The 16038-nt window shown below is 42.6% G+C and carries 11 protein-coding genes; 3 read left to right on the forward strand and 8 right to left on the reverse strand.

The window, feature by feature from the left end; all coding sequences use genetic code 11:
* Nucleotides 1-30 precede the first annotated feature (30 nt).
* Nucleotides 31-2652: a PAS domain S-box protein gene (locus C8N29_RS10200; protein WP_107865961.1), complete on the reverse strand. Its 2622-nt coding sequence runs from the start codon at nucleotides 2650-2652 to the stop codon at nucleotides 31-33.
* A 141-nt stretch (nucleotides 2653-2793) separates the two neighbouring features.
* Nucleotides 2794-5055, reverse strand: a complete 2262-nt coding sequence (locus tag C8N29_RS10205; RefSeq protein WP_107865962.1) for an NADP-dependent malic enzyme — start codon at nucleotides 5053-5055, stop codon at nucleotides 2794-2796.
* 742 nt (nucleotides 5056-5797) lie between these two features.
* Between C8N29_RS10205 and C8N29_RS10210 the strand changes: the two genes are divergently transcribed.
* Nucleotides 5798-6811, forward strand: coding sequence for a hypothetical protein (locus tag C8N29_RS10210; protein ID WP_107865963.1), 1014 nt, complete (start codon nucleotides 5798-5800; stop codon nucleotides 6809-6811).
* Between the two features lie 59 nt (nucleotides 6812-6870).
* On the opposite strand, the gene C8N29_RS10215 is transcribed toward C8N29_RS10210, so the two are convergent.
* Both C8N29_RS10215 and C8N29_RS10220 read right to left on the reverse strand, forming a co-directional pair.
* Nucleotides 6871-7140: a ribosomal protein L7/L12 gene (locus C8N29_RS10215; RefSeq protein WP_107865964.1), complete on the reverse strand. Its 270-nt coding sequence runs from the start codon at nucleotides 7138-7140 to the stop codon at nucleotides 6871-6873.
* Complete coding sequence (locus C8N29_RS10220; protein WP_107865965.1) at nucleotides 7133-7918, reverse strand: PhzF family phenazine biosynthesis protein; 786 nt, start codon at nucleotides 7916-7918, stop codon at nucleotides 7133-7135. The genes C8N29_RS10215 and C8N29_RS10220 overlap by 8 nt, the downstream gene beginning before the upstream one ends.
* A 286-nt stretch (nucleotides 7919-8204) precedes the next feature.
* Here C8N29_RS10220 and C8N29_RS10225 point away from each other — a divergent pair, with 286 nt between their 5' ends.
* Together C8N29_RS10225 and C8N29_RS10230 are read left to right on the forward strand one after the other, a co-directional pair.
* Nucleotides 8205-9338: a TRAFAC clade GTPase domain-containing protein gene (locus C8N29_RS10225; protein WP_107865966.1), complete on the forward strand. Its 1134-nt coding sequence runs from the start codon at nucleotides 8205-8207 to the stop codon at nucleotides 9336-9338.
* Nucleotides 9338-9979 carry a hypothetical protein gene (locus C8N29_RS10230; protein ID WP_107865967.1) on the forward strand — a complete coding sequence of 214 codons (642 nt, stop codon included), beginning with the start codon at nucleotides 9338-9340 and terminating at the stop codon, nucleotides 9977-9979. The genes C8N29_RS10225 and C8N29_RS10230 overlap by 1 nt, the downstream gene beginning before the upstream one ends.
* A gap of 46 nt (nucleotides 9980-10025) precedes the next feature.
* Here the strand turns inward: C8N29_RS10230 and C8N29_RS10235 are convergent, their stop codons facing one another.
* From C8N29_RS10235 to C8N29_RS10250, 4 genes are all read right to left on the reverse strand, one after another.
* Nucleotides 10026-11141 (reverse strand): hypothetical protein, encoded by a 1116-nt coding sequence (locus tag C8N29_RS10235; RefSeq protein WP_107865968.1) that lies wholly within the window; start codon nucleotides 11139-11141, stop codon nucleotides 10026-10028.
* A gap of 107 nt (nucleotides 11142-11248) precedes the next feature.
* A complete protein-coding gene (locus C8N29_RS10240) occupies nucleotides 11249-11911 on the reverse strand; it encodes a phage tail protein (RefSeq protein WP_107865969.1) in 663 nt (220 codons plus the stop codon).
* Nucleotides 11912-11923: 12 nt separating this feature from the next.
* Nucleotides 11924-13096 (reverse strand): AAA family ATPase, encoded by a 1173-nt coding sequence (locus C8N29_RS10245; RefSeq protein ID WP_107865970.1) that lies wholly within the window; start codon nucleotides 13094-13096, stop codon nucleotides 11924-11926.
* A 54-nt stretch (nucleotides 13097-13150) separates the two neighbouring features.
* Complete coding sequence (locus C8N29_RS10250) at nucleotides 13151-15985, reverse strand: valine--tRNA ligase (RefSeq protein ID WP_107865971.1); 2835 nt, start codon at nucleotides 15983-15985, stop codon at nucleotides 13151-13153.
* Nucleotides 15986-16038: the final 53 nt, after the last annotated feature.

The raw sequence follows: 16038 nt of genomic DNA on the forward strand, positions 1-16038 counted from the left end.
AGATTGGACGGATAGGGAAAAGGCTAAAATTTAGCGGCTAGTGCCTTTTATGTTAGCCGCTTGCACATGTTGAATCTTCGTTTTGATTTGTTCAAATAAAAATGGTTTAGCTAAAAAGTCATCCATCCCCATCGCTAAGCAGTGTGCTTTATCGCTGGCAAACGCATTAGCGGTTAATGCCACAATATAAGGCTGTTTTTCTAGAGGCATGCTACGAATATGTTGTGTCGCCGTAATCCCATCCATATCGGGCATTTGAATATCCATAAACACGATATCAAATAAATGCTGCTTAAACTTAGCAATCGCCTCAATGCCGTTGTTGGCGACATCGGCTTCAATATGCAACTTACGCAAAAAGCCATTCATAATCAGTTGATTCGTATGGTTGTCATCCACAATTAACACGGTTGGGATATAGTCGGGCACTTCTTCAATCGTCTCATCGTTATTTGTCGGTTCTAAAGAGCCTTCTTGATACGGCATATCAAAACTAAAGCTAGACCCGTAATGTAACTCACTTTGTACCTGAATACTGCCACCCATCGCTTCAACAAGACGGGCGCAGATGGCCAAACCTAAACCTGTTCCGCCATACTGTCGTGTGGTTGAGGAGTCTATCTGTGAAAATACTTGAAATAGACGATGTTGGCGTTCAACAGGAATACCAATCCCTGAATCTTGCACTCGCATTAATAAACGTGGGGGAGATGAGCGGGTATCGGCTTCTGCATACACGATAATTTGCCCTTCGGGCGTAAATTTAATGGCATTCGCTAATAAATTAGAGACAATTTGCCGTAGCCGTAAGTGGTCGCCGATAATCACAGCAGGCAGCGTAGCAGACCATTTTGCCTGTAAAGAGAGGCCTTTTTTGTCGGCTAAGGGCTTGTATAACAATAAAATACTGTTTAGTTCGTCTAGAAGCGCAAAGGCACGTTGTTCTAACTCCAATTTGCCTGCTTCAATTTTAGATAAATCTAAAATGTCATTAATCAGTAACGATAAAGCATGACTACTGCTTTGAATAGTTTGTAAAAAAATACCTTGTTCTTCGTTAATTGGCGTCATGGCCAATAGTTGTGCCATGCCGATAATGCCGTTGACAGGTGTACGGATTTCATGGCTCATCATCGCTAAAAATTGGCTTTTCGCTTGTGTCGCTGCGTTAGCATTGGCAAGGGCTTGCTCTAGCTCCGCAGTACGAGCCGCGACTTTTGCCTCAAGTTCTACGGTGAGTTGTTGCAGTTGTGCATTAGATAGCTGTAATTGCTCGGTACGTTCTGCCAATAACTGCTCGGCTTCTTTACGGGCACTAATATCCCGAATGAAACCTGCAAATAGTGAGCGTTTATCAATCACTACATGGCTAAAGGCAATTTCTATAGGAAATTGTCGGCCATCTTGATGTAGGCCTAACGACTCCACGGTACGCCAATCCAGTTTACGTTGGCCTGTATCTAAGTAGTGTTTAAAGCCTTGAAAATGGGCTTTACGTAAATGCGGAGGTTGTAGCAGGCTGATATTTTCGTGTAAGACATGTAAAGGATGATAACCAAATACCGTACTAATAGCAGGGTTAGAATATAAAATCTGACCTTGAGCATCTAACACTAAGACCACATCGGTCGTGGTTTCCCATAACATGCGAAAGCGTTCTTCACTTTCTTTAAGACGCATCTCGTGTTGTTTACGTTCTATCGCGAGGGCAGCGAGCTGGGCGGCACTGACAATAGTTTTGATATCTGCAACAGACGGGATGTAAACCTCATGGTGTGACATGGCAAACGTACCCAAGACTTTGCCACTGCTATTTAAAATCGGCTCTGACCAGCACGCATTGATATTTGCTTGCTTAGCTAATTCACGATAGTCTGCCCATAAGGGGTCGTGTTGGGTATCTGAGACAATAATCCGTTTTTTCAAATACGCGGCTGTGCCACATGAAGCCACCGTTGCGCCAATCGGCGCACCTTCAACCGCCTCTAAGTAACAATACGGCAAAGAGGGTGCTGCGCCTAAATGTAAGTGTTTGCCTGTGTCATCAAGTAACAAGATACTGCATAAAATGGGGCTATGCTGTTGCTCTACATGTTTAACCAGTGCGGCTAAAATATCATTGAGCGGCGCATCCATTAATATCATCGCTAAAATGTCAGAGCGAGCTTCATTTTCTAATTTACTGAATTGTTGTTCGGTAATGTCTTCGCAAATGCCTAAGGTGAGGTCTGTTTTTCCATCTTCAGGATTAATAATAGGCACTTTTTGGGTATGCAGTAGGAGCGTACCACGTGGCGTGATACATGGCTCAACAGGCACATTAATGGCCGTTTGTTCGATAGCAACTCGGATATCATCAATGGCAAATAGCTCGGCATCGTGTGGCCATAACTCCTGTGTGGTTTTACCTAAAACCGTGGTTGCGGCAACCGAAAATAAGTGCTCTGCGGCTTTATTCCATAACGTGATTTTGAAGTTGTCACGGGCATCTTTGGCAAAAACCGCAACGGGGATATTGTCGATGATGGTTTCTGTGGTACGTAGACGTGAGCGGAGCTGCGCATTTTCGTGCTCCAATGAGGCGATGCGCTCTAACAACTCGTCCTGAGTATATGCGGGGCTAATGGCTTCTGACATACCTTGTTTAGTCATAATCAGCTCTGCTTTTAGATTATCCTGTCTACTGAGACACTGCTTACAGTATAGCGAACGGCTTTAGGATAATAGACTAAAATTGTGTGAGCTAACAGTCAGAATAGCAAGGTAGCGTTTGCTACCTTGCTGATAGGGTGTTTAGGCTTCTTTAGCGATAATTTCCGCCACGGTTAACGCCACCATATTGACAATACGGCGTACTGTAGCCGATGGTGTTAACACATGAACAGGTTTAGCCGCCCCCAACAAAATGGGACCAATGGTGACACCACTACCAGATGCTGTCTTTAATAAGTTAAAGGCAATATTGGCTGCATCTAAGGTTGGCATCACTAATAAATTAGCATTACCTGTTAAATTAGATTTAGGGAAAGTGGCCTTACGAATTTCTTCGTTTAAGGCCGCATCACCGTGCATTTCGCCATCGACTTCGAGGTCTGGCGCATTGGCACGAATCAAGGCATAAGCCTGACGCATCTTAATGGCACTGGCGGTGTTTTCTGTGCCAAAGTTAGAATGTGACAACAAAGCGGCTTTAGGCACAATCCCAAAACGGCGTACTTCTTCGGCAGCCAATAAGGTCATTTCAGCAATTTGTTGGCTAGTGGGTTCTGGGTTAACGTAAGTATCAGCAATAAATAAATTGCGGTCTTCGGTCATTAACACATTCATCGCATAAAAGTTTTGGGCATTGGCATTTAAGCCAATAATTTGCTCAATATAATCTAAATGCAGATGATAGTGACCAAACGTACCGCAAATCATGCCATCGGCTTCGCCAAATTGAACTAACAATGCGCCAATTAAAGTACTACGACGACGCACTTCACGCATCGCTAATTCTACACCCATGCCACGACGACACATTAAGTCGTAATAATAGTTCCAGAATTTTTCGTAGTGGGGCAAGTTGTCTTGGTCAATTAAGGTAAAGTCGCTGCCTGCACGAATACGTAGACCTAATTTTTCAATTTGGCTGTCAATTACGCTCGCACGACCCACTAATAGTGGATGCGCCAAACCTTCATCAACGGTAATTTGTACGGCACGTAATACACGCTCATCTTCACCTTCACAAAACACAATACGTTTGCTTGGTGCAGCTTTTGCTTGAGCAAAAACAGACTTCATAATAAAGGCAGAGTTATACACAAACTCAGACAAACGTTGACGATAAGCGGTAAAGTCTTTGATGGGGCGAGTGGCAATACCAGAATCCATCGCCGCTTTAGCAACCGCAGGCGCGATTTCCATAATCAAACGTTGGTCTAATGCTTTAGGAATAATGTATTCCGCACCAAAACTGTTGGGTTCACCATACGCCACTTCATCACGCTCAACGTGTGCCATACGCGCAATCGCGTGGACACTGGCAATTTTCATCGCTTCGTTAATCGTGGTTGCGCCTACATCTAATGCGCCACGAAAAATATAGGGGAAACATAGCGCGTTGTTGACTTGGTTGGGATAGTCAGAACGACCCGTCGCAATAATGGCATCCGAACGCACCGCTTTGACTTCTTCGGGCATAATTTCGGGCGTAGGGTTAGCCAAAGCAAAAATAATAGGCTTATCGGCCATACTGGCGACCATATCGCGTGTCACTAAACCTGCGGTGGACAAGCCCAAAAACATATCTGCGCCGTTAAGAATGTCGCCTAAAGTACGAGCCTCGGTTTCTTGGGCATATTTGGCTTTACTCTCGTCCATTTGACGACCAAAGTGTAAAACGCCTTTAGAGTCAGCCACATAAATATTTTCACGGCGCGCGCCAATCGCACACAATAAATCTAAACAAGAAATCGCTGCTGCACCTGCGCCAGAGCAAACAATTTTAATGTCTTCGATTTTTTTGTTAACCAGTTTTAAGGCGTTTAATAGGCCTGCACCCACAATAATAGAGGTACCGTGTTGGTCGTCATGGAATACAGGAATTTTCATCCGTTCGCGGAGTTTCTTTTCGATATAAAAACATTCAGGTGCTTTAATATCTTCTAAGTTAATACCGCCAAACGTTGGCTCTAAAGAGGCAATAATCTCGACTAATTTGTCAGGGTCACGTTCATCAATTTCGATGTCGAAAACATCAACCCCTGCAAATTTTTTAAATAAAACGCCTTTGCCTTCCATGACAGGTTTAGAGGCGAGTGGGCCAATATCACCCAAACCTAAAACGGCGGTACCATTACTAATGACCGCAACCAAATTACCGCGTGCGGTGTAACGCGAGACGGTGCTTGGGTCTTTTTCGATTTCTAAACACGGTGCAGCCACACCGGGCGAATAAGCCAAGGCCAAATCGCGTTGATTCGTTAATTGTTTGCTGGGAGTTACCCAAATTTTACCAGGGTGTGGAAACTCATGATAATCTAAAGCGGCTTTACGTAATGCCTCATCCATAGTTTTTCTTGCTGATAGCAAGCCTCATCATCAATTAAATGTAATGCCGTCAGCATTACAACAATAAAATCACCAATAACCTATAGGGAGTAGATTATTCGTCCAAATACAGTTAAGACAGAATGGTATGTATCAACAAAGCCATTTAGGGCGGTGATGTTGAGCCCTAAAATAGTGCTGGTAGTGACACATAACTTTCTGAAAATTTGATGCGCTAGAAAAGTACTAAACGCATGATTTGTCAATAGACGCCAAACACAAAGATAATCGGATAACAGCAATAACGCAGCTAAATCAGCACTGTCTTAGTGCAGAGCGACTGTTTACCAACATAGAATAGTGTATAGCGGTCTAGATTTTACATACGTTTGGTCTAAACGCATGCTGTTGTGGCGACACAAAATAGCTTATCTACACAACAGTAGGCTGGGCAGGGCATTTTTGTGTTGCTATCGTTCGTTGCTTTTCCCGTTGTGGGGGACAACTGACTGAAAGCCGAGTTGCAGTGTCAAGTTATCCCTAGGGTGGTGGATAGCGCTTAAACACTGAAAGTCATACAGAGAGGGGTATCTGTTACTAACATACTATGCTTGCTAACACTTAGCAAGGGACAAAAGCTAAACGAATATGCTTAAAGCATCGACGGCTTGCTAACGATAGAAAACTTTGTGAATTGTCACGCTATTGATAAGGACTGGGTTATGATTAGTCTAGACGACCTTTACTTGCATGGAATTCAATAATGACAGTCACCATTCATCCCAAAGCTCAAGCCTTATTAGATGCCCAAGTCGCCTTTACCCTCAAACGTTTACACAGTCAGGAGTTTGCCGTTGTTGTACAGGCTGAAATTGACTTTTTTCTGAGTCATGCGGCTGCCCTGACCTTAGCAGAGTGTGTGACTGCGGACATGATTAAAGAAACAGTACACCGTTATGCCATTGAATTGGATTTAGGCGCGGGTGTCTTTGATATTATTGGCGATATTGCCCGTACCTTACATGGCCACAGCATTCATCAATATACTTGCTTAAATGACATTATGCCCGATAGGCATTTTGAGCAACTGTTGGATAAATTATTAGAATTGGATAGCTTGCGTCATCACCTGTTACACGAATTACTGATTAACCCTGTTTATGCCGCATTGGCCTCCGATATTTTGTTTTTTGGTCTGCGTGATTATTTACAGCAAAGTGTAGGGGGGAGGTCGGCACGTAGCGTGTGGTCTTGGAGTAAACAACTGCTGACCAAAATGCCGCCTGAGCTTGAATATCAAATTGAATTAAATTTACGTCAGTATGTGCATAAAGCGGTGAGTGGTATTTTATCGGAAAGTGAAACTGTGTTGGCTCATATCGATACACAACGACTACGCGATAGCATATTGGATATTTGGGATAGCCTAAAAACGCAACCCATCAGTACCTATCAACAACTATTGACCAGTTTAGATGTCGAAGAAATATGTGTCTTGTTTTATGAGTTTTGGCGCGATTTTAGAGACAGTGAGTATTTTAGAGTGTTGATAGATGCAGGGATTGATGCCTTTTTTAACCGCTATGGCAATACAACCTTAGATGTTTTACTCGAAGAGGTTGGTATTAAACGCGATATGTTGGTTGACGATGCGATTCGTTTTGCCCCGCCTATTTTGGCTATGTTACAAGAAAAGCAGCTTTTAGAACCCATCATTAGACGACATTTAGCGTCTTTTTATGCTTCTGAAGAAGTCGCCACGATTTTGACGCTCTGAGTGTGGCAGAGAGTGGCATTGTCTGGACAGACAATGCCTTTTGCCAAGCAGCCTTATGTTTAGTGACTCAACCAAAACCAGCTTGCTACACCACACAACAATAATATCAAAGACAGCCACAACCAGATTAATGATTGACTTTGCGTGTGTTGATGAACGGGACGAATGTCTGGGTGTTCACGCTCATAAGCCTCAACAAGCTCTTTCGCTGTTTTTAAGTCTAAGGCCGTTTCTTGGCGTACAATTTTAATGGCTTGAATTTTTTGACCCAGTGCTAAAGCACCGATAGCAGATAAAGGTAAATGGGTTTTATAGTGCATATTATCCATAATGCAAGACTCCTTCGATGACAAGCACTGCTTGTCCTGATAACCAGACGCGATTATCGCGTAATTCACAACGTATACTACCAGTTCTAGCAGATATTTGTTTGGCGACAAGGTCATTAGTGTGCAGTTGCTCACACCAATAAGGCGTTAATGTACAATGTGCGGAGCCCGTCACAGGGTCTTCGTTAATCCCATAATTGGGGGCAAAAAAACGACTTACCACATCGCAATCTGTGCCCCGTGCCGTGACAATCACTCCACGTTTATCCAATTGTTTTAATAGCTCAAAGTCGGGCTGTAATGCACGTATCGTGGCTTCGTCTTCAAACACGGCCAAATAATCGTCAGCAACTAATGTGAGGTCTGGACTATGACCAAGCCCTGCAATAAGTGCAGGTGGCGGTGCACAAACTTGCGCAGGTCGACTCGGAAAGTTCATCGTCAACCAGCCTGATTCGTCTTTATAAACCGTTAATAGGCCACTACGGCTGTTAAAGTCAACACGGCTCAGCTGAGGGTTTAAGTGATTGAACACCACATAAGCGGCCGCTAACGTCGCATGGCCACATAAATCGACTTCGGTAGTAGGGGTAAACCAGCGAATTGCATACCCAGCAGATTGTGCGCAAATAAAGGCTGTTTCAGAAAGATTGTTTTCGGCAGCAATGGCTTGTAAGCAAGACCTTGTTGGCCATTTATCTAACACGCAAATAGCGGCAGGATTGCCCTTAAAGCGTTCATCAGTAAAGGCATCAACTTGGTAAAAAGGGATGGTCACGACCGCACTCCTTGGCACAAACGATTTTTCTAGATTAAATTTTATCTACCATAACACGAGATTTGAGGGAGAATCCATGTGCAAAATGTAGACAGTGAGGAGCATTTTGGTCACAAAGACACAGATTCGTAATTTTTTTGTTGCGCTATAGGGGCGATAGTGTTCGCTAATGCTTGCGTCCTGACCCACAATTAGGCAAATTACTCCCTCTAGCGATACGCCATGTACGCAATTGGCTATCAGACTCCCATCGTTGACTTTTAGTATCTTTTAGGCTGTACATATAATGGCCAGACAAAATAAACCCCTACAAACGCTAAAGGTGGCGTTTTTAGGTGGACGTGGTAGCGGTAAAACGACATTACTCGCGAGCTACTTAGGACACATGGCAAGCAGCCGCTGGCAAAAAGAACATCAATACTATTTAGGTACGCCTGATTCTGCCGACTCCAAACGCTTAAATGCCTTATATCAAGGCTTATGTGAAGGATTTTTTCCTGAAGCAACCATCAAACGTGCCTCTGCCTATCGTTTTCACATGCACGTTCAAGACTGTGCAGGCGTACCCTTAGAAATTCAATGGTTAGATTATCCTGGAGAGTGGTGGGAGCGAGAGCCTGCGGATGCCAAAGAGCGCAAACAGCGTGATGAATGTCTAAAACGGATGGTCACTAGCCAAGTTTGTTTTTTGGTGATTGATGGCGCAGAGCTGAATAAACACGGAGAAAAATACCTACGCGCTCACTTAGCCCACATGACCAATGAGATTGCAAATTTACTCAGGCAAACCGCAGGTCGAAAAAAACGTAATCAACAATTACGTGACATGGTGTGGGTGATGGCGTTGAGTAAAGCAGATTTATTAGAAAACAACTTAACAGCCGCCGACTTTGCTGATTTTGTCAATCGTTATGCGGGTGACCAACTCGATACCCTCCGTCAGCGTTTGGGTGAGGCGGGTTGTCCTTCATTTGGTATGAATTATTTGTTGTTTTCTTCGGTATTGGGTTCGGGGCAAAAAATTATTGATATCAATAAATATATTGGTTTGGATTTAATTGCCCCCTTAGCCTTACGTACTATTTTAGAAAAAGAATTACAGCAAATCGAAAAATCGGCGGTATTAAAGCGTATTTTTGCTGGCAGTGCCGACCGTGGTGCATTACAGGCTATTTTTAGTGTCTTACGTCAATTTTTGGCTAAATGGCCAGACCGTTCTAGCCGTGAGTTAGCAGATTTATTATTTGCCAAAGCCGAAACGTGGCTCAATGGTCAAGCTACGGATTTACAAAAAGAAATGGATAGTCAACAACAGCAAGGCCATAGCTTACAAGCCGCAGAAGCCATTTTGAAATTAGCGCTGAGTAAGCCCGAAAACCGTAAATATTTTTATGTGCCGTTATTGAGAGTGAGTCCTTAATGAGTGCTCGGACTGAAAATATCGCCTTAGACACCCAATTAGTTTGGATGACCTGTGGTGTTGATGCAGGTTATCAAGTGTTATTAGCCCCCCCCGCGATTGGTAAGACATGGGTGGATTTATTGGAAGGGGCGTTTCCGAACTTTGAAATTGGTGGGCATGGTTTGCGCCATGTCGAAATTAACTACGAGGGGGGTAAAGCCTTAGCCTTAGCCTTTTTTGACCCTCATCACTGCGATGCCAGCTCACGACCGATTAAACATTTTATGCTGTTGTTGGGCGTGAGTGAGAATGTGTTCAAAAAAGCGCAGCAGCTCAGTATTCCCTTACTGTTACAGCAGTTAGAGCCTGCCTTTATGGTGATTTGTAAGGCATCGCGTTATAGCTCGGAGCAAGAAATTTGCCGTACCGCAAACGAACAGCAAACACATCGTAATATTCGTTTAGAGTTCAGTGCAAAAAACGCACAGCCTAGCCCTAAAAGCGTAAAAAATCCCACCAAAACCAATATGCCTGCACTGCTAACGGAGACAGAACAGTCGACAGAAGCCTTATTTATGCCCACTTGGTTGATTTGGCTCTTTGCGATTGTCATCATGGTCGGGGTGGCGACAGGGATTTGGTTCAATTGGCAAGTCTGAGTCAGGCTGTAATCAACGTCCAGCAAACGTACCCCGTTTTGTGCTATCAAAACAGTTTTTGATAGCGCAACTCGACTTGTTGTATGGTTTGGTCTTCTGTTTGATTGAGTTCACCACTGGCACTGTTTTTACGTTCACCATAACTTAAGGTCAATTTATCATCACCGATGACAAAGCCTTCACAACCCAGACTATATAAATAACCCTCTTTCCCGTCATTGGTACTAATCCCTACTTTTGCAATAGGTTGCCATTTATTTGGCATTTTTTGTGGTGGCGAGTTATTCAGGCCATAACTCCAAATCAGTGCCACCTCTTTGGCGTCTTTAGGCACTAATAACGGCGCAGGTGGGGGTGGCGGTGGTTTGCTACCGACTGGTGGTTTAGTCCCTATCGGGGGGAGCGGTGTTGAGCCAAGTTTTAAGCCATGTTCTTGGTCATAGTCAGCAAAACGGGTGCTAAGACTCAACCAATGCTGAGGATTGTTAGTAAACAGTTGATATGCGACCTCAACACGTATGCCATCACCATGACCTAAACGTAGATGGCTATCGGATTGACTATAAAAACCAGTGATTTGCGCTTGACCGTGCAAACGATAGCGACTTTGTTGCCAACGTAGGCTGAATAATAATTGGTCTTGAGTCCCCAAATACTGCAAATCTGGTGATTCTCGCACAAAGTCACGATAAGCAATTTGTGTTTCTAGGCTCAGTGCCCGCGAATACCAATAGCGTTCGCTGAGTGTTGCACCATAATAACGGTCTTGACCTTCGCCTTGATGTATAGCTAAACCAAGATGATGTTGCCCTAATGCATAATTGACGCCAACACGCGCAAGTTGGGCATTATTTTCCTTTTGCTCGTGGCTTAATGCTTGTAAGCCTTGAATGTATTCACCGCGTATTGACCATTCAGCAGACAGAGGTACATTAAGACTCAAACGACCTTGTTGATTATTCATGTTGTCATCGCGTTCATCGCGGATATACACGTCTAATTGAGTCCGTTGACTAGGCGGGATGTTAGCCATCGGCTCAAGAGGACTGTCTATGATAAAGACAGACGATTCATTCGCAGGGGCAGTATGAGTATGCGTATCGGCGGCCAAACAATAAGGCGTCATCAGCATCAGGCTTAACGGTGTGAGTTTTGTGTGCATAGACGCTCCATGTAAACAAAAGGCGAAACAGTGCTGATATTAAGGAAGAATTATGGAGGAAGTATGTAGAAGTAAACAGTGCCATATTTATCGTTAACTGTAATAATTTAATCACCTACCATGATTATTTTTAATAATTGAATTTGCCGCAAAAACTGCCCAAAACTAAATGAATGTTTAGCCATTAATTCGATGTCTTTAGGTTTTATTTTTTGACTGAGTTTATTGTAGTGGGCATAGTCTTTTTTGTAGGCAAGATTTTGCTTATTAAGTGTATTATTTAGCGCATTTTCGCAACCTGTAATTTTTTCTTGTTTGGTTTGTGTTGTTTGATAATGAATTAACAGCCAACATTCTAAAGAGTGAATACAAATACAAAAAATAATTTTTTGCGCATATTTTTCAAAATTATTGCTATATCGTTGATTAGTTTGACTAATGAGGCGTTGTTTAATCAACTCATAAAACTGTGCTTGATTACTGTCGGCTAAAGAAATGGGACTAACACCAAAGTTTTTGTGTTCACAAACATCAGTATCTATTTGAACAATTAAATAATCATGATTTTCAACGGCATTCACAAAATCAGTTGACTGTAAATATACTAAAACGTGTTCCCAACCACCAAAGTTTGCCTGTTTTTTGTCAGTTTCGTCTAATAAAGGTTGTAGTTGTTTAATATCTTCATCATCAATGGTTAAATAATTGCAAAGTAAATTCTCTAAGACAATATAGTCGGTGATTCCCTCACAAATTAAGCCTATTTTCATGCTGCTTTCTTCCTAGAAGTTTTTGGGTAAGCCGCCCAAATAACCACGTAAAAAGGCTTCTGATAAACGAATGGGTTCACCTGTTGATGATTTTGGCTTATCTGCGATAGTGAGAGTTTTAAAACGTGTGTGACCTTGTTTGTTTCGAGAGGCAACAAATAGTTTTTGCTCTTCATCGCCTAAGTCAATCCCATCTAAAATGGCAGGATTATGTGTGGTTACAAACACTTGTTTGTCATATTTTTTGGCTAATTCAACTAATTTTTTGATAATTGCGGTGCATAGCTTTGGGTTAAAAGAGGCATCAATATTATCAATGGCAAAAATTTTAGGGGTGTATTGGGAGCAAAATAAGGCCGCATAAAATAAAACAAATAAAAAACCTTCATTAGCACTGCGTTGGTCAAACATGACTGATAAATATTTGTCTTTAATGTTTACTTTATCTTCTAAGCTAGTTAAATCTTTGGGTACGTCAATTTGCTCAAACCAATCAAATAATTCAAGGCAGGTTAATACATCTTGAAAAGCAGTAGGCTCACTTTCTTGCATCACTTTTAAGAGTTTTAATAAACCTTCACCATTAATGCCTAACGGCTCGATTTGACCTTCACGATAAAAGTTACGAAGGGCTGTGTTTTCGGGGGAGTATAATATGAATTGGCGAATACTATAAAAATAACTGTTGATATTTTCGACATCTTTTGCCAGTTTAATCATCATATTGTTTAATAGTGTTTCTTTTTCTTCTGATGTAAAAATGAATTGTTCCTTAATGTTTTCTGGTAATTGTAATATTACATTTCGAATGTTTTCTCTAATATCATTGTTTAATATTGATAGATCAGGTACTAAATTGCGTTTGATGGTGAGTTGATGAGGGTAATGGTCTTGTGTATAAATAAGAGAGGTACTGCGTGATTTGTTATCTTGGTTAGAGATATATAAGTTGATTGCCTCTATATTTTGAGTAAACTGAGAAACCATTAAAGTTGCTCTAACTCCTCTAGATACTAAAAACTCATTATCTAATTTATTGGCTTCGGCTGCGCCAAATAAAACCAACGCTTCTAAAAAATTACTTTTACCTGCACCGTTTTCGCCAATAATGACATTAAATCGACCAACATCGACCTCTAAAGACTGAATAGACTTATAGTTTTCTATTTTGACCGATTTAATCATTTGTTTTTGTCCTGTGTACAGAAAAAAGAGCGGACTCAATCCGCTCTTTGATAATTACAAGTTTTTCAGTTTTTCTAACTGTTCTTGCAATTTAGCTTGCGCTGTTTTGGCATCGTTGAGCTTCTTTTGCTCTTGAGCAATCACTGCCGCAGGGGCTTTGGCAGTAAAACTTTCGTTACTGAGTTTGCCACCAATCCGCGCCACTTCTTGCTCTAAACGGGCAATTTCTTTGTTGAGACGTGCAGCTTCGGCATCTTTATCAATAAAGCCTTTAAGCGGTACTAATACTGCCATATCACCCACTAATGCAGTGGCCGCAGGCGGTAATTCGGCATCAGCCGCCAATAACGTTAAGCTGTCCAAACGTGCTAAAAAGCGTAGTTGAGATTCATAAGCTTGTAGACGTGTGGCATCAGCCGCACTGACGTTATGACATAAAATCGGTAAAGGCTTGCTTGGCGAAATATTCATTTCACCACGGATATTACGAATACCAGCAATCACGCCTTTAATCCATTCCACATCAGCTTCTGCTTGTTCATCAATTTTGCTTAAATCAGGTTGTGGATAGGCTTGGAGCATAATGCTGTCGCCTGTTTTGCCCACTAAACCTTTCACACGCTGCCAAATTTCTTCGGTGATATAAGGCATAATGGGGTGCATTAAGCGCAACATGGTTTCTAAAACACGCAACAAGGTACGGCGTGTGCCTGCTTTGGCGGCAGGGCTGCTATCGCCATTTAACACAGGTTTGGTCAGCTCTAAATACCAGTCACAGTATTCATTCCATACAAACTCATAAATCGCTTGGGCGGCTTGGTCAAAACGGAAGTTATCTAACGCATTAATCACGTTTTGTTCGGCTTGCTGCAAGCGGCTAATAATCCATTTGTCGGCAACGCTAAGTTCAACATTGTCGTGGTCAACCGCAACATCTTGGCCTTCGCAGTTGCTTAACACAAAACGCGCGGCATTCCATAACTTATTGCAAAAGTTACGATAGCCTTCTAAACGTTTCATATCCCAGTTAATGTCACGGCCTGTTGACGCTAATGAGGCAAAGGTAAAACGTAAAGCATCTGTACCATAAGCGTTAATGCCTTCTGGGTACTCTTTGCGGGTATTTTTTTCGATTTTTGGCGCGTCTTGTGGCTTCATTAAGCCTGTTGTGCGTTTGCCAACTAAGGACTCTAAATCAATACCATCAATAATATCTAAAGGGTCTAACACATTGCCTTTAGATTTCGACATTTTTTGACCGTCAGCATCACGCACTAAACCATGAACATACACGGTCTTAAACGGAATTTGTGGTGTGCCATCTTCATTCTTCATAAAGTGCATGGTCATCATCATCATCCGTGCGACCCAGAAGAAGATAATATCAAAACCAGTCACCAACACATCGGTTGGATGGAAAGTGCGTAAGGCTTGAGTATCTTCTGGCCAACCCAAGGTGGAGAATGTCCATAAAGCAGAGGAGAACCACGTATCTAAAACGTCTTCATCTTGACGTAAGGCAACGTTGTCCGCTAACTGATACTGTTGACGTACTTCGGCTTCATGGCGACCGACATAGACATTGCCGTTGTCATCATACCAAGCAGGAATACGATGACCCCACCATAATTGACGCGAAATACACCAGTCTTGAATGTCACGCATCCACGCAAAATACATATTTTGGTATTGTTCAGGCACAAACTTTACGCGACCATCTTCAACGGCTTCAATCGCAGGTTTGGCTAATACCGAGGCTTTAACATACCATTGGTCAGTCAACCACGGTTCAACAATCACGCCAGAGCGGTCACCACGAGGAGCTTTGAGTTTGTATGGTTCAATCTTATCCAACCAACCGTTTTCTTCGGCTTCTTTAACCAATTTTTTACGGGCAACAAAACGCTCTAAGCCTGCATATTCGCTGGGTGCAGCTTCTTGACCTAAATCAGCAAAAGTGCCTGCGGCCATCACCTCAAAATTCGCCAAAATGTTGGCATCTTTATCAAAGATGTTGATTAAGGGCAGGTCGTGACGCTTGCCTAATTGGAAGTCGTTAAAGTCGTGGGCAGGGGTAATTTTGACGCAACCTGTCCCAAATTCTTTATCAACATAACTGTCCGCTACAATCGGCACTAAACGGCCAGTAATTGGCAAACGAACTTTTTTGCCAATCAACGCTTGATAGCGGTCATCTTCAGGGTTAACCGCAACGGCTGTATCACCCAATAAGGTTTCGGGGCGGGTAGTGGCGACGACTAAATGGTTACTGCCATCTTCCAAGAAATATTTGAAATGCCACAATGAGCCATTTTCTTCTTCGCTAATCACTTCTAAGTCAGAAATGGCGGTGTGTAACTTGGGATCCCAGTTAACCAAACGTTTACCACGATAAATTAAACCATCTTGATACAAACGTACAAAAGCTTCTTTAACGGCATTAGACAAGCCCTCGTCCATGGTAAAACGTTCGCGTGTCCAATCTACTGATGAACCTAAACGGCGAATTTGACGAGTAATCGTGCCGCCTGATTGTTCTTTCCATTGCCAGACTTTTTCTAAAAATTTGTCACGGCCTAAATCATGACGGCTGATGTTTTGTGCGGCTAATTGGCGTTCAACTACCATTTGTGTGGCAATACCTGCGTGGTCTGTACCCGGTTGCCATAAGGTGTTGTAACCCTGCATACGACGATAGCGAATTAAGCTATCCATAATGGTATTGTTAAAACCATGACCCATGTGCAAAGAACCTGTGACATTAGGCGGTGGAATCATAATACAGTAGGGGCTGCCTTGGCCTGATGGGGCAAAATAGCCGTTAGTTTCCCATTGTTGATACCAGCGAGTTTCGCTGTCTTTTGGATTAAACGTAGCGTCGAGCGTCATAACATTACCGTGAATTAAAACGAAAGAATAAGGACGTAGTTGTAGCCAGTATG

This window comes from Agitococcus lubricus (assembly GCF_003051055.1).
Classification (GTDB): Bacteria; Pseudomonadota; Gammaproteobacteria; order Pseudomonadales; family Moraxellaceae; genus Agitococcus; species Agitococcus lubricus.